This is a genomic window from Pseudomonas sp. GV085 (assembly GCF_003050925.1).
Classification (GTDB): domain Bacteria; phylum Pseudomonadota; class Gammaproteobacteria; order Pseudomonadales; family Pseudomonadaceae; genus Aquipseudomonas.
In genome coordinates this window covers 108,063-132,560 of the sequence record NZ_QAOV01000001.1, presented here as the reverse complement: position 1 = coordinate 132,560, position 24,498 = coordinate 108,063, and the positions used below count along the sequence as shown (strand labels likewise).

Here is a 24,498-nt window from a genome sequence, read left to right as displayed (position 1 = left end):
ATAGAGAGTCAACGGTAGACAGTCAGCGCCAACGCGCCGAACAAACAGGTAAACAGACTCAGGCGCAGTAACGCCGGGTGCCAGAAAAAACGGTACAGGTCGAACCCGGACAGGAACCGGTCCAGCGCCCAGGCAATCGCCGCCGCGATGAAAAACATCAGGGTCATGGTTGGCATGTACACGCCATGGAAGGCGATTTCACGAGGCATGTTCAAGTCCTTGTCGCTGGCTGCTTGAGAAGGCGGCGAGCGGTGATTGCGGATCGAGTAATGAGGTGCGGATGAAGTGCAGATAGCTCTTCACCCGGCGCAACGCCGAGGTATCGAAGTGCGGGGCGAAGGGTTCGTCAGTGGACTGCACACGACTGATCGCGTGATCGACGGCGACCAACGCGCGCTCGAGGTTGCTGCTGTTCGGTTGCAGGAACAGCCGCACCAACGCACGCCCCATCACCCGGATCGCCTGGCGCCACGGCCGGGATTCGGCATAGGCCGGATGCACCGGCAGAATCGCCTGCTCCTTGCGCAACTCGATGATCGCGTGACCGACTTCCAGCACCACGAACATCCAGCGCAGCAAGTCCCGCTGCACTTGCGGTTGCCCCGCCGCGAAGCCGTAGGCCTGATGCACCAGATCGCGGGTGCGGCTTTCGAAACTCGACGCCAAACCCTTGAGCTTGCCACTGATGGCGTACACCACCTGACCGCGCAAATCCTGCTCCAGCCGACGCCAAAGCCAGCGGCTGTTGGGCGGCAGAATGATCGCCCCGGCCGCTGCGCACACCAGCATGCCCATTACCATGGCGATGTAGTCGTTGATGAAGGTGTAGGGGTTGTAGACCGTGAGGTTGTCCGGCACCGAACCGGTGCTGAAGAAGATCAGCAAGCCCAGGCCGACGCCGACGTATTGCGGCCGCGAAGTCAGGAACGAGCCCAGTACGATCACCGGTGCGAGCATCACGCACAGCAACGCAAATCCGTCGATCCACGGAAAAATGAAAAACATCTCGACGAAGCCGATCAGCGCCCCGAGCAACGTCCCGCACGCCATCTGAAAGGCCATGCGTTTCGGGTTCGGGGTGGCGGCGGACAAGCCCACGGTTGCAGCGGCGATCAGGGTCATGGTCGCGCCGCTCTGCCAGGCGGTTGCCACCCAGTAGCTGCCCAAAACCACCAGGATGAACGCCGCGCGAATCCCCGATGCCGCCGCGGCCATCCAGTTGGTTTGCGGGGTGAACGGCTCGTCCCAGCGCTCCCGTTCGTGAGTGTGATCGGCCAGGGAGGCGTGGGTCTGTGCATAACTGTGCAGGTCGTCGACGAAGCGATAGAGCAGCTCGTACGCGGTGTGGAAGTCCAGCAGTTCGTCGTCGCTCGGTTCGCTCTCCTGAAAGATCGCCCGCAGGCTGCGTACCCGCGCCGGCAACCCTGCCCTGTATGCGCTCAGCGCCGAAACCAGACGCGCCGCATCGGCGCTGGTCAGGGCACGACCACTGAAGCCGTCGAGCAGTTCGGCGAGGTCTTGCAAGCCCGGTTTTATCGCCGCCACGGCATGGTCCGTATTGTTGTTGCGCAAGCGTTCGAGCAACTGATGCAGGGCATTGAAGCGCGTGGTGATGCCCATGAACTCACTGTTCAGGCGACTGAGTCGTCCATTGCGCCGACGCATGTGCGGGTCTTCGAACACGGTGACGCTGCGCAACCCTTCCAGTCCGACTGCCTCGGCAATGAAACGCACGTTGCCGGCCTCGAACGCCTCGCGCTGACTGCGGCCACGCAAGCCGTCGGTGACGAACAGGGCGAACACGCCGAAGCGCTGATACAGGGCATTGCGCATGGCGGCGCTGGCGGTTTGCGGCAGGATTGCAGCGCTGATCAATGTCGAACAGAGAATGCCCAATGAGATTTCCAGCACCCGCCAGACCGCCGCCATGAACGCACCCTCCGGATGGGCCAACGCGGGCAAGCCGACCATCGCGGCGGTGTATCCGGCGAGTACGAAACCGTAGGCGCGGAAGTTGCGGCAGCGGGCGGCACCGGCCGTGCAGATACCGACCCAGATCGCCAGCGAGCCGAGGAACAGTTCAGTGTTCTGCGCAAACAGGGCGATCAGCGCGACCATCACCGCCGACCCGGCCAGGGTGCCGAGAAAACGATAGAAACTCTTGGCGAACACCTGGCCGCTTTGCGGCTGCATGACGATGAACACGGTGATCATCGCCGTGCGCGGTTGCGGCAGTTCCAGGCGCATGGCCAGCCACAGCGCCAGGAATGCCGCGAACAGCACCTTGAAGATGTAAACCCAGGTCACGCCGTCGCTGCGTGCCCAGTCGAAGAACCCCCGGCGCCATTCCAGGGAGTACAGCCAGCGCAAGGGTGCGGGCAAGGGAGTCATTAAATCCTGCTCAGTGAAATTCGATGAAAACCGGCACCTTGTAGGAGTGAGCCTGCTCGCGATAGCGGTGAGTCAGGCAATACAAATTCTGACTGATGCGCCCTCATCGCGAGCAGGCTCGCTCCTACAGGTATTGCATTCACCTCAAAAGGCTCGGAGTTTTCGGCGCCTGGGTCTGGCTGTCGTTCGGTACTTCGTCGCCCGCGCCCAAACCACCACCCAACGCCGTCACCAGCTCTGCATGAGCACTCAATCGCGCCGCCTGAACCTGCTGCTGCACTTGCTGCTGCTTGAACAGCAGAGTCTGGGCGTTGAGCACGTTGAGGTAATCGGTCAAACCGCGTTGGTAGGCGATCATCGCGATGTCGTAGGTCTTCTGCGCGGTGGCCACCGACTCGGCGGCGAAAGCCTGTTGCTTGTCCATGGACTCGCGGCGGATCAACTGGTCGGAGATGTTTTTCAGGGCATTGACCAGGGTCTGGTTGTACTTGGCCACGGCGATGTCATACCCGGCCGAGGCTTCGCCCAGTTCCGAGCGCAAACGCCCGCCGTCGAAGATCGGCAGCGAAATCGCCGGCCCCACGCTGTAGTTGAGTTTCTTGCCGGTCAGGAACTCCAGCGCCCCGCCGCCGGTGGCCATGTAGCCGAGGCTGCCGACCAGGTCGACGTTCGGGTAGAAACCGGCATGGGCGACATCGATGCCCCGCGCCTGTGCCGCCACTTGCCAGCGGCTGGCGACCACGTCCGGGCGCTGCCCGAGCAATTGCGCCGGCAGCGACGACGGCAGTTTCAGCGGTGCACCCAGCGACAGCGTTGGCCGCTGCAACTGCGCGCCCTCCCCCGGGCCCTTGCCAGCGAGGGCGGCGAGCTGGTTGCGGCTCAAGGCGATTTCTTCGTCAAGGGCATCGATCTGGCGATGGGTTTCCGGCAGCGGCGTCTGGGCCTGGCTGACCTCGAGATGAGTGCCGATGCCACCGTTCAGGCGTTTTTGCGCCAGCTCGAGAATCTGCTGTTGCTGCTTCAGGGTCGCTTCGACGATGTCCCGTTGCGCGTAATGCAGCGAGAGCTCGATGTAGACCCGGACGATGTTGTCCTGCAATTCGAGCTGGGCCTGGCGGGCTTCAGCCACGGTCATGTGCGCCAGGTCCACGGCGCGCTCGGTGGCATTGCTTTCGCGGCCCCAAAGGTCGAGGGCATAGCTGAAGCCCAGCGCGGCATTGTTGTCCCAGGTGGTGCTGTTGGCCAGTTCGCCAGGGCCATAGAACTGGTCGGTCGGCCAGTTGTGGCGCTTGAGAGTGGCATCGCCATTGATCTGCAGCGACTCGGCCGCTTCGGCCACGCCGGCCATGGACCGGGCCTGACGCACCCGGGCGGCGGCCATGGCCAGGGTCGGGCTGCCTTGCAGGGCGAGGTCGATCCAGCGATTCAGTTGCGGGTCGCCATAGGCTTGCCACCATTGCGCGGTGGGCCAGTGCGCATCTTGCGCGGCGCTCTGGATCGCTTCGTCGGTGGCCAGTGAATTGGCCTCCAGCGCCTTGCCCTGTGGGGCAATACCTCCGGTTCCGATGCAGCCGCTGACTGCCAGGGTTAAAGCCAAAACACTGAGCGGCTGAAGCGCTCTGCTGATGCGACGCGGCACTGCTGCGATTTCCTGAGGTGGGGAGATATTCTGGGCGTAAGAGGTGAGCGCAATTCTATGGGGCAGCCTGAAGGGCGATAAGCTGGGATTCCTGTGAATCTTTGTTACCGTTAACGAGATAATCCGTTGGTAGATCTTTAGTCGCCTGTAAATAAACAGAAACTTCGTGTCACAATTTGTCATTCGACGAGAGAGCACCCCATGGACACTTTGCAAAACATGCGCGCCTTCAGTTACGTGGCCGAAGCCGGCAGCTTCACCGCCGCCGCCGTGCAACTGGACACCACCACGGCCAACGTCTCGCGCGCGGTCTCCAACCTGGAAGCCCACCTGCAAACCCGCCTGCTCAACCGAACGACCCGCCGTATCGCCCTGACCGAAGCCGGCAAGCGTTACCTGTTGCGCTGCGAACAGATCCTGGCCTACGTCGAAGAAGCCGAAGCCGAGGCCAGCGACGCCCACGCCCGTCCGGCCGGGCAACTGAAAGTGCACACCATGACCGGCATCGGCCAGCACTTCGTGATCGACGCCATCGCCCGCTACCGCAAGACCCACCCGGACGTGACCTTCGACCTGACCATGGCCAACCGCGTGCCGGACCTGCTCGACGAGGGTTACGACGTGTCCATCGTCCTGGCCCGCGAACTGCCGGACTCGGGTTTCGTCTCCCAGCGCCTGGGCATCACCTACAGCATCGTTTGCGCCTCGCCGGCCTACGTCAAAGCCAACGGCTGCGCACAAAAACCCGGCGACCTGCTCAACCACGCCTGCCTGCGCCTGGTCAGCCCGGTGATTCCGCTGGAGAAATGGGCCTTCGACGGTCCTGACGGCCAGGAGATGGTCACCATCAACAGCTCACCGTTCCTGGTGAACTCCGCCGACGCGATGAAATCCGCGATCATCAGCGGCATGGGCGTTGGCGTGCTACCGCTGTACGCCGCGATAGAAGGCCTGCGCAACGGCACGCTGGTACGCATGATGCCCAAATACCGCTCGCAGGAACTGAACCTGTACGCCATCTACCCGTCGCGCCAGTACCTGGATGCGAAGATCAAGACCTGGGTCGAGTATTTGCGTGGATCGTTGCCGGAATTGCTGGCGGCGCACCAGGCGGAACTGGCGGCGTATGAACTGAGCGGGAGTCTGGGTGGGGTTCGGGTGGCGAATTGACAGGTCCCACGTAGGAGCTGTCGAGTGAAACGAGGCTGCGATCTTTTGATCTTGTTTTTAAAAGGCAAGATCAAAAGATCGCAGCCTTCGGCAGCTCCTACCAGGCCGAGTGTCAGCTCGCCTGCAGCTGTTGAACCAAACCGCAAACTGACAGCGCCGTCAGTTAGCCGTCACCCTCCTGACCGGCAAACAGGTTTATAAAGGAAAATACCAACCGAACACCCAGCCCCGGCGCCCCACTCGCATGCGAATCCAGAAAAAATCGGCCCTGCTCGTCGCCCTTCTGATCGTCCTGGCAGCGCTGGGCCTGTGGTATGCCGCCAAACCGGCCAAAGCCAAACTCGCCCCCCCCACCGCCATCCCCGTGCGAGTGGTCGCCGTTGCCGAAAAAGACGTGCCGCGCTATGTCAGCGGCATCGGTTCGGTGTTGTCCCTGCACAGCGTCGTGGTCCGCCCACAAATCGACGGTATTCTCACCAAAATCATGGTCAAGGAAGGCCAACTGGTGAAAAAAGGCGACCTGCTTGCCACCATCGACGACCGGTCGATCCGCGCCAGCCTCGATCAGGCCCGGTCACAACTGGGCGAAAGCCAGGCGCAGCTCCAAGTGGCGCTGGTCAACCTCAAACGCTACAAACTGCTGAGCGTCGACGACGGCGTGTCCAAGCAGACTTACGACCAGCAACAGGCCCTGGTCAACCAGCTCAAGGCCACCGCCCAAGGCAACCAGGCGGCGATTGATTCTGCCGAGGTACAGCTTTCCTACACACAAATCCGCTCACCGGTCAGCGGTCGTGTCGGTATTCGCACGGTGGACGAAGGCAACTTCCTGCGCATGACCGACACCAAGGGCTTGTTCACTGTCACCCAGATCGACCCGATCGCCGTGGAGTTTTCCCTGCCGCAGCAAATGCTGCCGACCTTGCAGGGCCTGATCAACGATCCACAGCACGCACAGGTCAAGGCCTACATCGGTGCCGACACCGACGGCGAAACCGGCAACCTGCTCGGCGAAGGCCACCTGACCCTGATCGACAACCAGATCAATGCCAGCACCGGCACCATCCGCGCCAAGGCCGAGTTCGACAATCCAGGGCAGAAGCTCTGGCCAGGCCTGCTGGTAACGGTAAAGATTCAGACGGCCCTGGAGAAAAATGCGCTGGTGGTGCCGCCGACAGTCGTACAACGCGGCCTCGACCAGCACTTCGTGTACCGGGTCAATGGCGACAAGGTCGAAGCCGTGCAGGTGCAGATGGTCTATCAAGGCAGCGGCCAGGACATCATCAAAGGTGTGAAGCCCGGTGATGTGCTGGTCAGCGATGGTCAGTCGCGGCTCAAGCCCGGCGCTACTGTGCAAGTGCTGACCGAGCCGCCGCAAGTGGTGCGATCGGAGGCGGCGCAATGAAGGGTCATGGTTCGATTTCAGCCTGGTGCATCGACCACCCGGTGGCCACGGTCCTGCTGACGTTCGCCCTGGTGCTGCTGGGTGTCATCGCGTTTCCGCGCCTGCCGGTAGCGCCGTTGCCGGAGGCAGAATTCCCGACCATCCAGGTGGCCGCGCAACTGCCCGGCGCCAACCCGGAAACCATGGCTTCGTCGGTGGCCACGCCTCTTGAAGTGCAATTCAGCGCCATTCCCGGCGTGACCCAGATGACCTCGAGCAGTGCACTGGGCTCGACCAACCTGACCCTGCAATTCACCCTCGACAAGAGTATCGACACCGCCGCCCAGGAAGTGCAGGCGGCGATCAATACTGCCGCGGGCAAACTGCCCAAGGACATGCCGAACCTGCCGACCTGGCGCAAGGTCAACCCGGCCGACAGCCCGGTGCTGATCCTCAGCGTCAACTCCTCGCTGATGCCCGGCCCGCAGCTCAGCGACCTGACGGAAACCCTGTTGTCCCGTCAGCTCAGTCAGGTCGACGGTGTAGGCCAGGTCGTCATCACCGGTCAGCAGCGTCCGGCGATCCGCGTTCAGGTTTCGGCGGACAAGCTCGCGGCCATTGGCCTGACCCTCGCCGACATCCGCCTGGCGATCCAGCAGACCAGCCTCAACCTTGCCAAGGGTGCGCTGTACGGGGAGTCGAGCATCTCGACCCTGTCCACCAACGACCAGTTGTTCCACCCTGAGGACTACAGCCAGCTGATTGTTTCCTACAAAGACGGTGCGCCGGTTCATCTGCGCGATGTCGCCAAAGTCGTCAACGGCTCGGAAGATGCCTACATCCAGGCTTGGGCAGGCTCGCAACCGGGGGTAAACCTGGTGATCTTCCGCCAGCCGGGGGCCAACATCGTCGAAACCGTGGACCGCATCCAGGCCGCCTTGCCGGCGCTGGAAGCGATGCTCCCCGCCTCGGTGCAGGTCAAGACGCTGATCGACCGCACCCAGACCATCCGTGCCTCGTTGCATGAAGTGGAAATCACCCTGCTGATCGCCATCATGCTGGTGGTGGCGGTGATGGCGCTGTTCCTGCGTCAGTTGTCGGCGACCTTGATCGTCTCGGCGGTGCTGGGGGTTTCGCTGATCGCCAGCTTTGCCCTGATGTATGTGATGGGCTTCAGCCTGAACAACCTGACGCTGGTGGCGATCGTGGTGGCCGTGGGCTTTGTGGTCGATGATGCGATCGTGGTGGTGGAAAACATTCACCGGCACCTGGAGGCCGGCGAAGGCATGCGCGAAGCGGCGATCAAGGGCGCCGGGGAGATCGGCTTCACCGTGGTGTCGATCAGTTTCTCGCTGGTGGCAGCGTTCATTCCGCTGCTGTTCATGGGCGGCGTGGTCGGGCGGTTGTTCAAGGAGTTCGCCCTGACTGCCACCTCGACCATCATGATTTCGGTGGTGGTATCCCTGACTCTGGCGCCGATGCTGGCCGCGTTGTTCATGCGCGCGCCGGTGCATCACGCCCACGACAAACCGGGCTTCGGTGAACGCCTGTTGGCCTGGTACGAAAAAGGCCTGCACCATGCCCTCGCCCACCAGAAAACGATGATCGGTGTGTTTGCTTTGTCGCTGGGTCTGGCCGTCGCCGGTTACATTTTCATTCCCAAGGGTTTCTTCCCGATCCAGGACACCGGTTTCGTCTTCGGCACCACCGAAGCTGCTGCCGATATTTCCTATGGCGACATGGTGAAAAAACACCTGACGATGGCCGAAATCGTCGCTGCCGATCCCGCAGTCGAAACGTTTTCACATTCCGTCGGTGTCTCGGGCAGCAACCAGACCATCGCCAATGGCCGCTTCTGGATCACCCTGAAAAAACGTGGCGACCGCGACGTCTCCGCCAGCCAGTTCATCGACCGGATTCGTCCGCAACTGATGAAAGTACCGGGTATCGTCCTGTACCTGCGCGCCGGCCAGGACATCAACCTCAGCTCCGGCCCAAGCCGTGCCCAGTACCAATATGTACTCAAGAGCAACGACGGCGGCACACTCAGCACCTGGACCCAGCGCCTGACGGAAAAACTGCGCGCCAACCCGGCTTTCCGCGACATTTCCAATGACTTGCAACTGGGCGGCAGCATCACCCATATCAGCATCGACCGTAGCGCCGCAGCCCGTTTCGGCCTGACCGCCAGCGACGTCGACGAAGCGCTGTACGATGCCTTCGGCCAGCGCCAGATCAATGAATTCCAGACCCAGGTCAACCAGTACAACGTGATCCTGGAGCTGGACACCAGGCAGCGCGGCAAGGCCGAAAGCCTCAATTACTTCTACCTGCGCTCGCCCCTGAGCGGGGAGATGGTGCCGCTGTCGGCCCTGGCCAGGTTCGATGCGCCGACCATCGGCCCGCTGTCCATCGCCCATGACGGCATGTTCCCGGCGGCCAACCTGTCATTCAACCTGGCCCCCGGCGTAGCGTTGGGCGATGCGGTGATCATGCTCAACCAGGCCAAAGTCGACATCGGCATGCCGACCGCCATCAGCGGCAATTTCCAGGGCGCGGCCCAGGCGTTCCAGAGTTCGCTGGCCAGCCAGCCGTGGCTGATCCTGGCAGCGCTGGTGGCGGTGTACATCATTCTCGGCGTGCTCTACGAGAGTTTCGTGCACCCGCTGACGATCATTTCGACCTTGCCTTCAGCGGGCCTCGGCGCGGTGATCATGCTGTGGATCTGCGGCCAGGACTTTTCGATCATGGCCTTGATCGGCCTGGTGCTGTTGATCGGTATCGTCAAGAAAAACGGCATCCTGATGATCGACTTCGCCCTCGAAGCGCAGCGCAATGGCGGACTGTCACCTGAAGAAGCGATCTTCAAGGCCTGCATCACGCGGTTCCGGCCGATCATCATGACCACCCTCGCCGCCCTGCTCGGCGCCCTGCCGCTGATGCTCGGCTATGGCACCGGCGCCGAATTGCGCCAGCCCCTGGGGATCGCGGTGGTCGGCGGCTTGCTGGTGAGCCAGGCGCTGACCCTGTTCACTACGCCGGTCATATACTTGTGGCTGGAGCGTCTGTTCCATCGACCTAAACCTGCGCCAGTCCCGGCGCTGGCGAGCACAGACTGAGGCGGGTCATGCGCGTTCTGATTATCGAAGACGAAGAAAAAACCGCGGACTATCTGCATCGCGGCCTGACGGAACAGGGTTTCACCGTGGATCTGGCCCGCGATGGTGTGGAAGGCCTGCACCTGGCGCTGGAGAGCGACTACGCGGTGATCGTCCTCGACGTGATGCTGCCGGGCCTCGACGGCTTCGGTGTGTTGCGCGCCCTGCGTGCGCGCAAGCAAACCCCGGTGATCATGCTCACCGCCCGCGAGCGTGTGGAAGACCGCATCAAGGGCCTGCGTGAAGGTGCCGATGACTATCTGGGCAAACCGTTTTCCTTCCTTGAACTGGTGGCACGCCTGCAAGCGCTGACCCGACGCAGCGGTGGGCACGAACCGGTGCAAGTGAGCATCGCCGACCTGTGGATAGATTTGATCAGCCGCAAGGCGACTCGAGGTGGCGCACGGCTGGACCTGACCGCCAAGGAGTTCTCGCTGCTCAGCGTGCTGGCCCGGCGTCAGGGTGAAATCCTGTCGAAAACCGCCATTGCCGAAATGGTCTGGGACATCAATTTCGACAGCGATGCCAACGTCGTCGAAGTCGCGATCAAACGCCTGCGAGCCAAGCTCGACGGGCCGTTCGAAGAGAAACTGCTGCACACCATTCGCGGCATGGGTTATGTGCTGGAGAGCCGTGGTGTCCAGTAACTCGATCGCGCTGCGTTTAAGCGGGATGTTCACGCTGGTGGCGCTGTTAGTCTTTCTGTTGATCGGTTGGGCGCTGTACCAGCAGGTCGACAAGGGCCTGGGCCTGTTGCCCGAAGCCGAGCTGGACGCGCGCTACAGCGTGCTCGAATCCACGGTCGGCCGTTACGGCACGCCCGAGCACTGGGTGAAGATCAACAACAAGCTCAATCTGCTGAGCGAAGAAGACAAGCGCATCCGTTTCTGGATCATCAGCGGCGATCCACACTACGAATACGGCAGCCTGACACCGCAAATCCGCGCCTTTGCCCAAGGGCCGCTGGGCACCCGCGACATGCATCTGCCGGATCACCCCTATCCGCTGAAAGTGCTGGTCAGCGAATTCCCGGCCAAGGATCAGCGTCCACCGCTGCGTTTCATGATCGCCATCGACACCGAGACGTTTTTCCAGACCCAGCATCAACTGCTGACCGCGCTGATCAGCCTGGCGATTGTCGGCGTGCTGCTGGCCTCGGCACTGGGATACTGGGTGGCGCGGATCGGGCTCAAGCCGCTGATCAAACTGTCCCAGGAAGCCCAGCGCCTGGCCCCGCCGTTGCGCTCGGGGCGCTTGCGACTCTCACCGTTGCCGCCGGAACTCGATCAATTCGTCAGTTCGTTCAACTCGACCCTGGAACGGGTTGAACAAGCGTACTCGCGCCTTGAATCGTTCAACGCCGACGTCGCCCACGAACTGCGCTCGCCACTGACCAACCTGATCGGCCAGACCCAGGTCGCATTGACCCGCGGACGCTCCGCCGAGCATTACTTCGAAGTGCTGCAATCGAACCTCGAAGAGCTTGAGCGACTGCGTTCGATCATCAACGACATGCTGTTCCTCGCCAGCGCCGATCAGGGCAGCAAGGCGACCAAACTCACCTCAACCTCACTGGCCGATGAAGTGGCGACGACCCTGGAGTACCTGGATTTCATTCTCGAAGACGCTCAGGTCCGGGTTGAGGTCAGTGGTGACGCGCAAGTGCGGATCGAGATCGCTCATCTGCGCCGGGCGTTGATCAATCTGCTGAACAACGCGGTGCAGCACACCGCGCCCGGGCAGGTGATTCAGGTGCGCATTGAAGCCGCAGAACACCAGGTCAGCATCGGCGTTGCCAACCCCGGTTCGCCGATTGCCCGTGAACACCTGCCACGGCTGTTCGAGCGCTTCTATCGGGTCGATGCTTCGCGCAGCAACAGCGGTCAAAACCATGGATTGGGACTGGCCATCGTCAAGGCCATTGCGCTGATGCATGGCGGCGATGTGTTTGTGCGCAGTGACCATGGCATGAATACCTTCGGTATCCATCTCCCGGTCTGATACACCTGGAAAGTCAAAAGATCGCAGCCTGCGGCAGCTCCTACTGCTGGACTGTTTTTCTGTAGGAGCTGCCGCAGGCTGCGATCTTTGCTTTTGCTGTAACAGTCCTTTCATGAATCCGCTCTTTTTCCCCTCACCCCATATCCTTATCTTTGCCCGCACCAAACAGCACTTGCCAAGCAAGAAGGTTTTAAAGATGTCCAACAGTATGGGTATTGCCAGCGCTTTCGTTTTGTCCTCTTTGTTCCTGTCACCCTTGGCGATGGCGGAAGAGTCGCAAACTTTCGTCGCGCATAACACCGCACGCGCTGCGGCGTTCAAAGAGCATCGGATCGAGATGTCCGCCAAGGCTGCGCAAGACGCCCAGGCCCCGCAAGCATCCAGCACTCAGGCCCAGCCACGGGTCGAGAAAGACAGCTGATCTGCACTGTTCACTCACGTTTCCCTCGACACTTTTCATCGGCTCTTCCCTTTGCAAAGTTGTCTTCAAAGCCGCTGCTGTCAGCGGCTTTTTTTATAGCGGCGACTCAACCTTCATTGCAACTTTTGCAACGAAAGTCACTGACGCCCACCCCATCGATCAATCGTTCGAGCAACAGAAACGATTCACTCGGCTGCTACGTTTATGCAACTACGCTTACAACGTCCCTCTAGCAGACGCCAGCCCTATGACCGCAAGCCGCACCCCACACTTTCAAGGCCCGCCCGGGCGACCCGAGATCATGGTGATCCTCGGCAGCACCCTGACTGTCATCTCGATCCTGTGCATTGTCACTTACCTGCTGATCCGCGAGCACGCCAATGCCCAGCAGACCGCCACACGCAGCGCGACCACCATTGCGCAACTGATCGATGCCGATGTCCTGCGTACGGTCGAGCTCTATGACTTGACCTTGCAGGGCCTGATCGCCGCCGCCCAACGGGACGACCTGAAACAGGTTTCGCCGCAGATCCGGCACCTGGTGCTGTTCGACCGCTCCACCACCGCGCGCTACAAGGGCGACATCCTGCTGCTGGACAAGCACGGCGACGTGCTGGCCGACTCATCGTTGATCGAACCGAAACCGGGCAACTTCGCTGACCGCGATTATTTCCTGGCCCATGTCTTCAATCGCGACGCTGGAATGTTTGTCAGCCGACCGTTCAAGACACGTTGTGACTGCGATGACAGCGACGAATGGCGCATCAGTTTCAGCCGGCGCATTTCCTCGCCCACAGGTGAATTTCTGGGGGTCGCGGTGGCGTCGATGCGCATGAGCTACTTCGACCAGCTGTTCAACAGCCTCGAAATCGGCTCCGGCAGTACGCTGGGCATCATCAACGACGACGGGATTCTCCTGGCGCAGAAGCCGTACCGGGAACAAAACGCCGTCGGCAAAAACTTCTCCAGCCGCCCCAACGTCGCACGCATGCTGCAGGAGCGCAGTGGGACCTTCGAAAGCGTGTCGAGTGTCGACCATCAGCGGCGCCTGTACACCTTTTCCCGGGTCGGCAATCTGCCGCTGACCGTCATCGTGGCCCTTTCTATCGATGAAGTGTTCGCCACCTGGAACCGCACGGCCTATGTGATCAACGGTGCGACGGGGGTTTTGTGCATCGGTCTGTTGTGGCTGACCTGGCTGCTCTGCCGCGAGCTGCGACTGCGCCAATATGCCGAGCTGGAATTGTCGCAATTGGCGGCCACCGATGCCTTGACCGGCGTGGCCAACCGTCGATCCCTTGATCAGACCCTGCGCCATGAATGGTTTCGTGCGCAGCGCAGCGGCAAGCCGTTGTCGTTGCTGATGATCGATGCCGATCACTTCAAGGCCTTCAATGACCGGCACGGGCATCAGGCCGGCGACGACGCCTTGCGGGCATTGGCCGAGGTCATCCGCGCCAGTGTCCATCGCCCGGCAGACCTGGTGGCTCGCTATGGCGGTGAAGAGTTTTCGGTGGTCCTGGCCGAAACTGACAGCGAAGGCGCGCGGCAGATCGCCGAGCATATCCGTGAGGCGGTGCAAAAACTGCTGCTGGCGGATGCCGGTGAACCGCCGATGAGCGTGAGTATCGGTATTGCCACCTGGACTGAAGCCAGCGATATCAACCTGGAGCAATTGCTGTTCAGTGCCGACAAGGCGTTGTATCAGGCCAAGGAAGGGGGGCGTAATCGGGTGGTGTGCGCGGATTGAAGCAAAGATCTTTTGCTTCATAAAAAAAGGCCACCCGAAGGCAGCCTTTAAAAACTAGAGAGGTTTTTACTTACACGGCCGCAACCGGACGCATGTAAGAGATCGGTGCAGTGCTGGCGTCTTCGAACGTCACGACTTCCCAGGCATCTGTCTGCTCAATCAACTTGCGCAGCAGCTGGTTGTTCAGTGCGTGGCCGGACTTGAAGCCCTTGAACTCACCGATCAGGCTATTGCCCAGCAGGTAGAGGTCACCAATTGCATCGAGAATCTTGTGCTTCACGAATTCGTCTTCATAGCGAAGGCCGTCTTCGTTCAGTACGCCATCGGCGTCGACCACAATAGCGTTTTCAACACTGCCGCCGAGTGCGAGGTTGTGCTTGCGCAGGTACTCGATGTCACTCATGAAACCAAAGGTACGGGCGCGGCTGACTTCTTTTACGAACGAAGTGCTGGAAAAATCCACGCTTGCACTTTGTGTGCGGTCACGGAAAACCGGGTGATCGAAATCGATCTCGAAGCTCACCTTGAACCCTTCGAAAGGGACGAAAGTGGCGCGCTTGTCGCCGTCTTCCACAGTCACTTCACGCAGGATGCGGATGAACTTCTTGGCGGCGTCCTGTTCTTCCAGTCCAGCCGATTGAATCAGGAATACGAAAGGTCCAGCGCTACCATCCATGATCGGGACTTCGGACGCGGAGAGCTCGACGTAGGCGTTATCGATGCCCAGGCCTGCCATGGCCGAGAGCAGGTGCTCTACCGTGTCCACTTTGACGTCACCATTAACGAGCGTGGTCGACATAGTGGTTTCACCAACGTTTTCCGCGCGGGCAGGAATCTGCACGACGGGGTCGAGGTCGGCGCGACAAAACACAATGCCGGTGTCGACAGGCGCTGGCTTGAGGGTCAGGTAGACCTTCTCCCCGGAGTGCAGGCCGACACCTGTGGCACGGATAATATTCTTCAGGGTGCGTTGTTTAATCATGGCATGGGCCGCTTCAGCGCAAATTGCGAACTGGTATCAACAAAGGCTGGCGATGATAGCAGACCAGACCTTTGCTGAACACCAATCACCCTAATACCCCTGATACATTTCATCAATCGGCCTGACGACGCAGAAATGCCGGGATGTCCAGGTAGTCCAGGTCATCTTGCGGATTCATCTTCGCGGCAGCCGCAGCACCGGCCTGGGCCTGGTTGCGCATGACGGTCGGACGGTCCAGGTCACGGTAGTTCACCGCTGGAGCTTCATGACGAACAGGGGCCTGTTGTTGTGGCTGTGCAGCCATCGAAGTATGGACAGTGTTGTCGATGACCTTCACAGGCTTCTCGATTTTGGCGCCCAGACCCGTGGCAACGACCGTCACGTGCAGCTCGTCGCGCATGTCCGGATCGATAACGGTACCGACCTTGACCATCGCGTGCTCGGAAGCGAACGCCTCGATGATGCTACCCACGTCGGAGTATTCGCCCAGGGACAGATCGGGACCCGCGGTGATGTTCACCAGGATGCCGCGAGCGCCTTGCAGGTTCACGTCTTCCAGCAGCGGGTTACGAATGGCCGCTTCGGTGGCTTCGCGTGCACGGTTCGGACCGCTGGCGCAGCCAGTGCCCATCATCGCCATGCCCATTTCGCTCATCACGGTACGCACGTCGGCGAAGTCGACGTTGATCATGCCCGGACGCTTGATGATGTCGGAGATACCGCGAACGGCACCGGCCAGTACATCGTCGGCCTTGGCGAAAGCCGACAAGAGGCTTGCGTCTTTACCGAGGATGGTCAGCAGCTTCTCGTTGGGAATGGTGATCAACGAGTCGACGCTTTCAGACAGCAGACGAATACCTTCGTCGGCAATCTGCATGCGCTTGCGGCCTTCGAACGGGAACGGACGAGTCACCACCGCGACGGTGAGAATGCCCATTTCCTTGGCCACTTCAGCAATGATTGGCGCAGCACCGGTACCGGTGCCACCGCCCATGCCCGTGGTGATGAACACCATATTGGTGCCCTGCAGGACTTCGGCAATGCGCTCACGATCTTCGAGAGCGGCCTGACGACCTACTTCAGGGTTGGCGCCAGCGCCGAGACCTTTGGTCACGCCGGTGCCCAGTTGCAGGATGGTCCGCGCGCCGATGCTTTTCAGCGCTTGAGCATCGGTGTTGGCGCAGATGAACTCGACGCCTTCGATGTTGCTCTTGACCATGTGGTTGACAGCGTTGCCGCCGCCACCGCCGACACCGATAACTTTGATTACCGGGCTTGCGGGGATGTTGTCTACGAGTTCGAACATTTTCCCTCTCCTTTACATTCTCTAGTTTTTTCGCCTACTGCGTGCTTCGGTGTAACGGTGTAACGGTGTAACGGTGTAACGGTAAATCTTCAGAAATTGCCCTGGACCCACTTCTTCAGGCGGTCCAGCAGCGGAGCCTGTGGCTCTTCGTTGCTGTAGCTGTCGCGGCTGCCGATGCCCGAGAACGAGATGCCGTCGGACTGCTTCTGCAGGCCGTACATCAACAGGCCGACGCCGGTGGAATAGATCGGGTTGCGCACCACGTCATCCAGACCTTTCACGCCGTGAGGCACGCCCAGACGCACCGGCATGTGGAAGATTTCCTCGGCCAGTTCGGTAGCGCCTTCCATCTTCGACGTACCGCCGGTCAGCACGATGCCGGCCGGGATCAGGTCTTCGTAGCCGCTGCGGCGCAGTTCGGCCTGGATCAGCGTGAACAGTTCGTCGTAGCGCGGCTCGACCACTTCGGCCAGGGCCTGGCGGGACAGCTCGCGTGGTGGACGGTCGCCAACGCTTGGCACCTTGATGGTTTCACCGGCACCGGCCAGTTTGGCCAGGGCGCAGGCGTAGCGAATCTTGATTTCCTCGGCGTACTGGGTCGGAGTGCGCAACGCCATGGCGATGTCGTTGGTCACCTGGTCGCCGGCAATCGGGATTACCGCGGTGTGACGGATCGCACCTTCGGTGAAGATCGCGATGTCGGTGGTGCCACCGCCGATGTCCACCAGGCACACACCCAGCTCTTTCTCGTCATCGGTCAGTACCGAGTACGCGGAAGCCAGTTGCTCGAGAATGATGTCGTCGATTTCCAGGCCACAACGACGCACGCATTTTTCAATGTTCTGTGCGGCATTGACGGCGCAGGTGACCACGTGGACCTTGGCTTCCAGACGCACACCGGACATGCCCAGTGGCTCGCGGACGCCTTCCTGGTTATCGATTACGTAATCCTGCGGCAGGGTGTGCAGCACGCGCTGGTCAGCCGGGATCGCCACGGCCTGGGCGGCGTCGAGTACACGCTCAAGGTCCGCCGAGCTGACTTCGCGATCACGAATCGCCACGATGCCGTGGGAGTTCAGGCTGCGGATGTGATTGCCGGCCACGCCGACGAACGCCGAGTGAATGCGGCAACCCGCCATCAGCTGCGCTTCTTCGATGGCGCGCTGGATCGATTGCACGGTGGATTCGATGTTCACCACCACGCCTTTTTTCAGGCCACGGGACGGATGGGTACCGATCCCGACGATTTCCAGCGTGCCGTCGTCCGCGACCTCGCCCACCAGCGCCACCACCTTGGAGGTGCCGATATCGAGACCGACGATCATTTTGCCGCTTTGCACGTTTGCCATGGGTCCTGCCTCTTCTTAATTCTTCGCGACAGCGGGTTGGGCTGCCGTGGGCGCTACAGGTTCCCGCCAGCCAACAGCGAGGCCGTTGGCGTAGCGCAGATCGATGCGCGCAATGTTCGTAATCTGTTCTTTGAGCGTCTTGTCATAGATGGCGATGAAACGGCGCATCTTTTCCACCTGGTTGCCGCGTCCCAGCAGCAGTTCGATCCCGGGACCCGCGCTGCCGGGGCCGGTGGTCAGGAACCAGCTGCCGCGATCACGCAGTTCCAGGCGTGCAATCGAGAAACCCAGCGGCCTGAGCATCTGGCTCAGCACCTGGTATTGCTGCATCACTTGCTGTTGAGCCCGCTGCGGGCCAAACAGCTGAGGCAAGTGTTCGTAGTTCGCCAGCTCGCGTGGAGTGAACGCCTGGCCCTGGTTGTTCAATAGCGACTCGTCACCCCATCGGGCCACCGGCAGTTGTTCTTCCAGGCGGATCACCACTTGATCCGGCCACACCCTGCGCACTTCGGCGTGGGCAATCCATGGCATCGTTTCCAGCTCGGTGCGCATGCTCGCCAGGTCGATGGTGAAGAAGCTCGACACCACGTACGGGGCGATCCGCTGCTGCACCGCTTGCTGGCTGATGTAACTCAAGTCGCCCTGCACATTGATTTTGGTGATCGGCCGGTCGGCATACGGCAACAGCCGTGTCGCGCCTTCGTAAGTACCGAACCCCAAAGCCACCAGCACTACCGGCCAGAACAACGCTTTGAGAAAACCGAAGTTGGCTTTCGGCAGGCGCGCGGACATCGGCTCTTTGGCCACCATTCGGCTGGCACCCCGCGGCACCGGCTTGCGGCCGGGCGATGCGGAGGGCTGATGTCTGAGCTGAGCGCCTTGCATGGCCTTAACCTCTCGTCGACTCTTGGTTACCGGCAGTGTTGCCGGCAACGCTCTCGGCCAGAATGGCCAGAACCAGTTGCTGGAAATCCAGACCGGCGGCACGGGCCGCCATCGGCACCAGGCTGTGATCGGTCATGCCCGGTGCGGTGTTGACTTCCAGGAACCAGAACTGCCCGTCGGCGTCCTGCATCACGTCCGCCCTGCCCCAACCGGCGATACCCAGCGCTTCACAGGCTTTCGCCGTGAGGTCCATGAGTTCCTTTTCCTTGGCGCTGTCCAGACCGCACGGAATGCGGTACTGGGTATCGTTGGCGATGTACTTGGCGTCGTAGTCGTAGAAGCTGTGCGTCGTGCCCAGGGCAATCGGTGGCAACACCTGGTCACGCAGGGTGGCGATGGTGAACTCCGGACCGTGAATCCATTGCTCGACCAGCACTTGCGAATCGTAGGTACTGGCCGCTTTCCATGCGTCGATCAATTCGGACGCGGAGCTCACTTTGGCCATACCGATACTTGAACCTTCATGGGCCGGTTTGACGATCAAAGGGAAGCCCAGTTCCGTCGCCGCCGAAATACAATCGGCTTCGCTGCTCAGTACCGCGTGACGTGGGGTCGGAATGCCCAGGCTGTGCCAGACCTGCTTGGTGCGCAGTTTGTCCATGGCCAGGGCCGAAGCCAGGATGCCGCTGCCGGTGTACGGAATGCCCAGGCATTCGAGCAGGCCCTGCATGCTGCCGTCTTCACCGCCACGGCCGTGGAGGATAATGAAGGCGCGGTCGATCTTTTCGTCGAGCAGGCGCTGCAGCAGGTCATCGCCCACGTCGAGGCCGAATGCGTCCACACCGGCGCTTAGCAATGCGTCCAGAACGGCGTTACCCGATTTCAGGGAGACCTCACGCTCGGCACTCTTGCCGCCGAACAGCACGGCGACGCGGCCGAAGTCTTTCGGTGCGATCGTGGAGACCAGGTTGGCGTAGACAGCAGTCATTTCAACTTCCCCTTCTCCGGCGCGGCAACGGCACCTGCGAACAACTCGCTTTTCAACAGTTTTGGTGCGAGACCGCCGATATCGCCGGCGCCCTGGCACAGCAGGATGTCGCCGGCGCGCAGCAGCGGCTTGACCACTGGCGCAAGGTCGACACCACGCTCGATGTAGATCGGGTCGAGCTGGCCACGCTGACGGATGCTGTTGCACAGCTTGCGGCTGTCGGCGCCCGGAATCGGCTCTTCGCCGGCCGGGTAGACTTCCATCAGCAGCAGTACGTTGGCGTCGGCCAGCACATTGACGAAATCGTCGTACAGGTCACGGGTGCGGCTGTAACGGTGCGGCTGGTAGACCATCACCAGGCGGCGCTCCGGCCAGCCACCGCGCACGGCCTTGATCACGGCCGCGACTTCGGTCGGGTGGTGACCATAGTCGTCGACCAGCATCACATTGCCGCCGTCTACCGGCAGTTCGCCGTAGACCTGGAAGCGTCGGCCGACACCCTGGAACCCGGACAGGCCCTGGACGATGGCTTCATCGCTGACGCCTTCGTCGGTGGCAATGCAGATGGTCGCAAGGGCGTTCAATACGTTGTGGTTGCCCGGCATGTTCACCGAAACATCCAGTGGCTCGCGGTCGGGACGCAGTACGGTGAAGAAGGTCTGCATGCCTTGCTGGCGCACATTGATGGCACGCACGTCGCAGTCTTCGCCGAAGCCGTAGGTAACGGTCGGACGCTTGACCTGCGGGAGGATTTCACGCACCACCGGATCGTCCAGGCACACCACAGCCAGACCGTAAAACGGCAGGTTATGGAGGAATTCGACGAAGGTTTTCTTCAGTTTGTTGAAGTCACCGTCGTAGGTCGCCATGTGATCGGCGTCGATGTTGGTGACCACGGCCACCAGCGGCTGCAAGTGCAGGAAGCTCGCATCGCTTTCGTCGGCCTCGGCGATCAGGTAGCGGCTGGTGCCGAGCTGGGCATTGGTGCCCGCGGCATTCAGGCGGCCACCGATCACGAACGTCGGGTCCAGGCCACCGGCGGCGAACACCGAAGCGATCAGGCTGGTGGTCGTGGTTTTGCCGTGGGTACCGGCAACGGCGATGCCGTGGCGATAACGCATCAGCTCAGCCAGCATCTCTGCGCGTGGCACCACCGGAATACGGCGCTCCAGTGCGGTCGCGACTTCCGGGTTGGACGTGTTCACGGCGCTCGACACCACCAGCACATCGGCAGCAGCGGCGTTCTCGGCGCGGTGGCCGATGAAGATCTGCGCCCCAAAGGACTCCAGACGCTCGGTCACCGGCGAAGCCTTCAGGTCGGAACCGGACACTTCATAGCCCAGGTTCAACAACACTTCGGCAATCCCGCACATGCCCACGCCGCCGATCCCGACGAAGTGGATGCGACGGATACGGCGCATTTCCGGTTGCGGCATGGCTTTCTGACTCTCAACCATGGGCCACCTCCAGGCAGCTGTCGACCACGTTACGGGTGGCATCGGGTTTGGCCAGGCGGCGCGCCGCGGTAGCCATTTCATTGAGTCGTTGTGGTTGCATCAGGACCTCTGTCAGGCGAGCGGCAAGATCCGCTGCGCCAGTCGTTCTTTGCGGCATCAGGAAGGCTGCGCCTTCACGGGCCAAATATTCGGCGTTGCGGGTCTGGTGATCGTCGATGGCATGAGGCAAAGGCACCAGCATCGAGGGCAGACCGGCGGCGGCCAGTTCACTGATGGTCAGCGCGCCTGCGCGACATACCACCAGGTCGGCCCAGCTGTAGGCTTGGGCCATGTCTTTGATGAAGGGCTGCACCTGCGCCTCGACGCCAGCCGCGCGATAGCGCTCTGCAGTCACTTCATCGTGGTTTTTGCCGGCCTGATGGAACACTTCCGGACGCAAATCGGCAGCGACTTGCGACAGGGCTTCAGGCAGCAACTTGTTCAACGGTTCTGCGCCCAGGCTTCCGCCCAGGATCAGCAAACGCGCCTTGCGACCAGCCAGGGCAGGTCGCGATGTCTCGAGGAACAGCTCGGTGCGCACCGGATTACCGGTGGTCCGGCGGCTGCTCGACAGGGTAAAGGTGTCGGGGAACGCTTCACAGACCCGGGCGGCCAACGGCACCAGCAACCGATTGGCGGTACCGGCCACGGCGTTCTGTTCGTGAACAATCACCGGCACGCCGGCCAGTTTGGCTGCAACGCCACCAGGACCGGTCACATAACCTCCAAAGCCGACCACGCAGACCGGCCGCAGCCGACGAATGATCGCCCGCGCCTGCCAGACCGACTTGAGCAACATGAACGGTGCCTTGAGCAGGGACAGCTTGCCCTTGCCGCGCAGCCCGCTGGCATTGATCCGGTGCAACTCGATACCGGCCGCCGGCACCAGATCGTTCTCGATGCCACGCGGGGTGCCGAGCCAGTGCACGGTATAGCCGCGCGCCTGGAATTCGCGGGCACAGGCCAGCGCCGGGAACACGTGGCCACCGGTGCCGCCGGCCATGATCATGACGTTAGCGCCCATGGTGCGGCTCCTCGGCGAAGTCGCTCTCATGGAACTCCATCTCTTCACTGCCCAGGTGGGTTCGACTTTCCCACTCAATGCGCAGCAACAAGCCGAGACAGGCACAGCAGATCACCAACGAACTACCGCCATAACTGAGGAACGGCAGGGTCAGTCCCTTGGTCGGAAGCAGGCCCACGTTCACGCCGATATTGATCAGGAATTGACCAATCCACAGGAACGACAGACCGTAGGCGACATAAGCAGCAAAAAACTGCTTGGCCTTTTCAGCCCATAGTCCGATGTACATGCCACGAATACACACGAAGACGAACAATGCCACTGTGCACAGTGAACCCACCGCGCCCAGTTCTTCGGCCAGGACCGAGAATACGAAGTCAGTGTGGGCTTCCGGCAGGTAAAACTGTTTCTGCACGCTGTTGCCCAAGCCAACGCCCAGCCATTCACCGCGACCGAAAGCGATCAATGCCTGGGACAACTGATAGCCGGCGCCGAACTGGTCGGCCCACGGGTCGGCAAAGTTGGTCAGACGCGCCATTCGATAGGGCTGCATTTGAATCAACAGCACCACTGCACCGACGGCCAAGACCACCATCAGGGAAAAACGGAACAGGCCGACGCCGCCGAGGAACAGCATCGCCGCGGCAGCGCCCATCATCACCACGGTGGCACCGAAGTCCGGCTCCATCAGCAGCAGGCCCGCCATCGGCAGCAGCACGATGAACGGTTTGAAGAAGCCCATCCAGCTTTCGCGCACTTCTTTCTGGCGACGCACCAGATAACCGGCGAGGTAGATCACCACGAACACCTTGGCGATCTCGGAAGGCTGGACGTTGAAGAAACTGAAGCCGATCCAGCGCATCGAGCCGTTAACCTCACGACCGATTCCCGGGACGATCACCATCACCAGCAAGCCGAACGCCCCCAGTAGCATCAACCAGCCCAGGCGTTGCCAGGTGGCAATCGGGATCATCATGGTGACGATGCAGGCACCCAGGCCCAGCACCACGTAAATAAGGTGGCGAATCATGTAGTACAGGGCGCTGCCTGACTGCACGGCCGCCACTTCAGTCGATGCCGAGGCGATCATGATCAGCCCAAGGCCGAGCAGCGTCAGGCAACCGGCGAGCATCGGGAAGTCGAGGTCGATACCGCGCCCGGTGATGATCGGCGAAGGGTATGGCTTGATGATGTCTTTCAGGCTCATGCCAGATCCTCCACGGCTTGGACGAACTGGTGACCGCGGTCTTCGTAGTTCTTGAACATGTCGAAACTGGCGCAGGCTGGCGACAGCAGCACCACGTCGCCCGGTTGGGCGGCGGCGCGGCATTGCTCGACGGCTTCGACCAGGGAGCCGGCGCGGATCAGCGGTACGGCATCGCCGATGGCCTCACCGATCTTGTCGGAGTCACGCCCCATCAGCACCACGGCGCGGCAGTTGGCCGCCACCGGATCGCGCAGGTCCTTGAACTCGGCACCCTTGCCGTCGCCGCCGGCGATCAGCACGATCTTGCCTTCGATGTCCGCGCCCAGGCCTTCGATGGCCGCCAGTGCGGCACCGACGTTGGTAGCCTTGGAATCGTTGTAGTAGCCCACGCCGTCAAGATCGCGGACCCATTGGCAGCGATGTTCGAGACCGGCGAAGGTGCGCAGGCTCGACAGCATGGCATCGAATGGCAGGCCGACCGCATGGCCCAGGGCCAGGGCTGCCAGGGCGTTGGACTGGTTATGGGCACCGCGAATCTTCAGTTCGCGCACCGGCATCAGGTTCTGGAACTCGAAAGCCAGGTATTTTTCGCCGTCTTCTTCACGGATACCGAAGGATTTGAAGTCGGGTTTGCTCAGGCCGAAGGTCCAGCATGGCTGCCCTTCGCCCATCAACGGACGACTCAGGGCATCCTGACGATTGACCACGAACTGTCTGGCGCCACGGAAAATCCGGTGCTTGGCCAGGTGATAGGCCGGCAGACCGCTGTAACGGTCCATGTGGTCTTCGCTGATGTTGAGCACGGTCGCCACTTCGGCGTTGAGTTGGTCGGTGGTTTCCAGCTGGAAACTCGACAACTCCATCACGTACAGCTCGACGTCGTCGCGCAGCAGATCCAGCGCCGGCGTACCGAGGTTGCCGCCAACGGCAACACGCTTGCCCGCCGCAGCGGCCATCTCGCCGACCAGGGTGGTCACGGTGCTTTTCGCGTTGGAACCGCTGATGGCCACGATCGGCGCCTTCGCGTTACGCGCGAACAGTTCGATGTCGCCGGACAACTTCACGCCACGGGCGGCGGCGGCCTGCAGGGCCGGGGTCGCCAGCGCCAGGCCGGGGCTCACGTAAAGCTCGTCGGCACGGCACAGGAACTCGACGTCCAGCTCGCCACAACGCACTTCCACGTGCGGATAGTCACGCTTGAGCGTGGCCAGTTCCGGTGGATTTTCCCGCGTATCGGCCACGGCAAACGCCACGCCCTGGTTCGCCAGGAAGCGAACCAGGGACATGCCGCTCTTGCCGAGGCCGACAACGATGCGGAAGTGGTCAGAAGCGATCAGAGACACGAGT

At 61.4% G+C, this 24,498-nt stretch carries 19 protein-coding genes; 7 read left to right on the top strand and 12 right to left on the bottom strand.

The features are described from left to right. Positions 1-8: 8 nt before the first annotated feature. The 3 genes from C8K63_RS00640 to C8K63_RS00630 all read right to left on the bottom strand — a co-directional run bounded on the left by C8K63_RS00640 (position 9) and on the right by C8K63_RS00630 (position 4,030). Positions 9-209 (bottom strand): DUF1656 domain-containing protein, encoded by a 201-nt coding sequence (locus C8K63_RS00640; RefSeq protein ID WP_108214933.1) that lies wholly within the window; start codon positions 207-209, stop codon positions 9-11. Next, a complete protein-coding gene (locus tag C8K63_RS00635) occupies positions 199-2,391 on the bottom strand; it encodes an FUSC family protein (protein ID WP_108214932.1) in 2,193 nt (730 codons plus the stop codon). Before C8K63_RS00635 ends, C8K63_RS00640 begins: the two co-directional genes overlap by 11 nt. A gap of 139 nt (positions 2,392-2,530) precedes the next feature. Beyond that, positions 2,531-4,030, bottom strand: a complete 1,500-nt coding sequence (locus C8K63_RS00630) for an efflux transporter outer membrane subunit (RefSeq protein ID WP_108214931.1) — start codon at positions 4,028-4,030, stop codon at positions 2,531-2,533. A gap of 201 nt (positions 4,031-4,231) precedes the next feature. Between C8K63_RS00630 and C8K63_RS00625 the strand changes: the two genes are divergently transcribed. The 7 genes from C8K63_RS00625 to C8K63_RS00595 all read left to right on the top strand — a co-directional run bounded on the left by C8K63_RS00625 (position 4,232) and on the right by C8K63_RS00595 (position 13,914). Beyond that, on the top strand, positions 4,232-5,200 hold the full coding sequence (locus tag C8K63_RS00625; RefSeq protein WP_108214930.1) for a LysR family transcriptional regulator: 969 nt from the start codon (positions 4,232-4,234) through the stop codon (positions 5,198-5,200). Between the two features lie 244 nt (positions 5,201-5,444). Beyond that, complete coding sequence (locus C8K63_RS00620) at positions 5,445-6,605, top strand: efflux RND transporter periplasmic adaptor subunit (protein ID WP_108214929.1); 1,161 nt, start codon at positions 5,445-5,447, stop codon at positions 6,603-6,605. Continuing rightward, the gene (locus C8K63_RS00615) at positions 6,602-9,703 is read left to right on the top strand and encodes a multidrug efflux RND transporter permease subunit (protein ID WP_108214928.1); all 3,102 of its coding nucleotides are present in this window, start codon (positions 6,602-6,604) and stop codon (positions 9,701-9,703) included. The genes C8K63_RS00620 and C8K63_RS00615 overlap by 4 nt, the downstream gene beginning before the upstream one ends. Before the next feature lie 8 nt (positions 9,704-9,711). Next, positions 9,712-10,389 carry a heavy metal response regulator transcription factor gene (locus tag C8K63_RS00610; protein ID WP_108214927.1) on the top strand — a complete coding sequence of 226 codons (678 nt, stop codon included), beginning with the start codon at positions 9,712-9,714 and terminating at the stop codon, positions 10,387-10,389. After that, positions 10,379-11,743 carry a heavy metal sensor histidine kinase gene (locus tag C8K63_RS00605; RefSeq protein ID WP_108214926.1) on the top strand — a complete coding sequence of 455 codons (1,365 nt, stop codon included), beginning with the start codon at positions 10,379-10,381 and terminating at the stop codon, positions 11,741-11,743. Before C8K63_RS00610 ends, C8K63_RS00605 begins: the two co-directional genes overlap by 11 nt. Before the next feature lie 196 nt (positions 11,744-11,939). Next, complete coding sequence (locus C8K63_RS00600; RefSeq protein WP_108214925.1) at positions 11,940-12,164, top strand: hypothetical protein; 225 nt, start codon at positions 11,940-11,942, stop codon at positions 12,162-12,164. A 247-nt stretch (positions 12,165-12,411) separates the two neighbouring features. After that, entirely contained in the window at positions 12,412-13,914 is a 1,503-nt protein-coding gene (locus C8K63_RS00595; RefSeq protein ID WP_108214924.1) for a sensor domain-containing diguanylate cyclase, read from the top strand. Positions 13,915-13,984: 70 nt separating this feature from the next. Here C8K63_RS00595 and lpxC read toward each other — a convergent pair whose 3' ends face one another. From lpxC to murD, 9 genes are all read right to left on the bottom strand, one after another. Further along, positions 13,985-14,896, bottom strand: a complete 912-nt coding sequence (lpxC, locus tag C8K63_RS00590) for a UDP-3-O-acyl-N-acetylglucosamine deacetylase (protein WP_007939852.1) — start codon at positions 14,894-14,896, stop codon at positions 13,985-13,987. A gap of 112 nt (positions 14,897-15,008) precedes the next feature. Next, positions 15,009-16,202 carry a cell division protein FtsZ gene (gene ftsZ / locus C8K63_RS00585; protein WP_108214923.1) on the bottom strand — a complete coding sequence of 398 codons (1,194 nt, stop codon included), beginning with the start codon at positions 16,200-16,202 and terminating at the stop codon, positions 15,009-15,011. Between the two features lie 89 nt (positions 16,203-16,291). Next, positions 16,292-17,551: a cell division protein FtsA gene (gene ftsA / locus C8K63_RS00580; protein ID WP_007989901.1), complete on the bottom strand. Its 1,260-nt coding sequence runs from the start codon at positions 17,549-17,551 to the stop codon at positions 16,292-16,294. A 15-nt stretch (positions 17,552-17,566) separates the two neighbouring features. Next, the gene (locus C8K63_RS00575; RefSeq protein ID WP_108214922.1) at positions 17,567-18,436 is read right to left on the bottom strand and encodes a cell division protein FtsQ/DivIB; all 870 of its coding nucleotides are present in this window, start codon (positions 18,434-18,436) and stop codon (positions 17,567-17,569) included. Between the two features lie 4 nt (positions 18,437-18,440). Then, positions 18,441-19,424 (bottom strand): D-alanine--D-alanine ligase, encoded by a 984-nt coding sequence (locus C8K63_RS00570; RefSeq protein ID WP_108214921.1) that lies wholly within the window; start codon positions 19,422-19,424, stop codon positions 18,441-18,443. Next, a complete protein-coding gene (murC, locus tag C8K63_RS00565) occupies positions 19,421-20,881 on the bottom strand; it encodes a UDP-N-acetylmuramate--L-alanine ligase (RefSeq protein ID WP_108214920.1) in 1,461 nt (486 codons plus the stop codon). Before murC ends, C8K63_RS00570 begins: the two co-directional genes overlap by 4 nt. Further along, positions 20,874-21,944 carry an undecaprenyldiphospho-muramoylpentapeptide beta-N-acetylglucosaminyltransferase gene (murG, locus tag C8K63_RS00560; protein ID WP_108214919.1) on the bottom strand — a complete coding sequence of 357 codons (1,071 nt, stop codon included), beginning with the start codon at positions 21,942-21,944 and terminating at the stop codon, positions 20,874-20,876. The genes murC and murG overlap by 8 nt, the downstream gene beginning before the upstream one ends. Continuing rightward, positions 21,934-23,151, bottom strand: coding sequence for a putative lipid II flippase FtsW (ftsW, locus tag C8K63_RS00555; RefSeq protein ID WP_108214918.1), 1,218 nt, complete (start codon positions 23,149-23,151; stop codon positions 21,934-21,936). Before ftsW ends, murG begins: the two co-directional genes overlap by 11 nt. Beyond that, the gene (gene murD, locus C8K63_RS00550; protein WP_108214917.1) at positions 23,148-24,494 is read right to left on the bottom strand and encodes a UDP-N-acetylmuramoyl-L-alanine--D-glutamate ligase; all 1,347 of its coding nucleotides are present in this window, start codon (positions 24,492-24,494) and stop codon (positions 23,148-23,150) included. Before murD ends, ftsW begins: the two co-directional genes overlap by 4 nt. Positions 24,495-24,498: the final 4 nt, after the last annotated feature.

Excerpts from the sequence above, each read along its gene's own strand:
- C8K63_RS00625 (WP_108214930.1), top strand. The coding sequence starts at position 4,232 with ATGGACACTTTGCAAAACATGCGCGCCTTCAGTTACGTGGCCGAAGCC.
- lpxC (WP_007939852.1), bottom strand. The coding sequence starts at position 14,896 with ATGATTAAACAACGCACCCTGAAGAATATTATCCGTGCCACAGGTGTC.
- ftsZ (WP_108214923.1), bottom strand. The coding sequence starts at position 16,202 with ATGTTCGAACTCGTAGACAACATCCCCGCAAGCCCGGTAATCAAAGTT.
- C8K63_RS00600 (WP_108214925.1), top strand. The coding sequence starts at position 11,940 with ATGTCCAACAGTATGGGTATTGCCAGCGCTTTCGTTTTGTCCTCTTTG.
- C8K63_RS00610 (WP_108214927.1), top strand. The coding sequence starts at position 9,712 with ATGCGCGTTCTGATTATCGAAGACGAAGAAAAAACCGCGGACTATCTG.
- C8K63_RS00640 (WP_108214933.1), bottom strand. The coding sequence starts at position 209 with ATGCCTCGTGAAATCGCCTTCCATGGCGTGTACATGCCAACCATGACC.
- ftsW (WP_108214918.1), bottom strand. The coding sequence starts at position 23,151 with ATGAGCCTGAAAGACATCATCAAGCCATACCCTTCGCCGATCATCACC.
- C8K63_RS00570 (WP_108214921.1), bottom strand. The coding sequence starts at position 19,424 with ATGACTGCTGTCTACGCCAACCTGGTCTCCACGATCGCACCGAAAGAC.
- C8K63_RS00575 (WP_108214922.1), bottom strand. The coding sequence starts at position 18,436 with ATGCAAGGCGCTCAGCTCAGACATCAGCCCTCCGCATCGCCCGGCCGC.
- murG (WP_108214919.1), bottom strand. The coding sequence starts at position 21,944 with ATGGGCGCTAACGTCATGATCATGGCCGGCGGCACCGGTGGCCACGTG.
- C8K63_RS00620 (WP_108214929.1), top strand. The coding sequence starts at position 5,445 with ATGCGAATCCAGAAAAAATCGGCCCTGCTCGTCGCCCTTCTGATCGTC.
- C8K63_RS00615 (WP_108214928.1), top strand. The coding sequence starts at position 6,602 with ATGAAGGGTCATGGTTCGATTTCAGCCTGGTGCATCGACCACCCGGTG.
- C8K63_RS00595 (WP_108214924.1), top strand. The coding sequence starts at position 12,412 with ATGACCGCAAGCCGCACCCCACACTTTCAAGGCCCGCCCGGGCGACCC.
- ftsA (WP_007989901.1), bottom strand. The coding sequence starts at position 17,551 with ATGGCAAACGTGCAAAGCGGCAAAATGATCGTCGGTCTCGATATCGGC.
- C8K63_RS00635 (WP_108214932.1), bottom strand. The coding sequence starts at position 2,391 with ATGACTCCCTTGCCCGCACCCTTGCGCTGGCTGTACTCCCTGGAATGG.
- murC (WP_108214920.1), bottom strand. The coding sequence starts at position 20,881 with ATGGTTGAGAGTCAGAAAGCCATGCCGCAACCGGAAATGCGCCGTATC.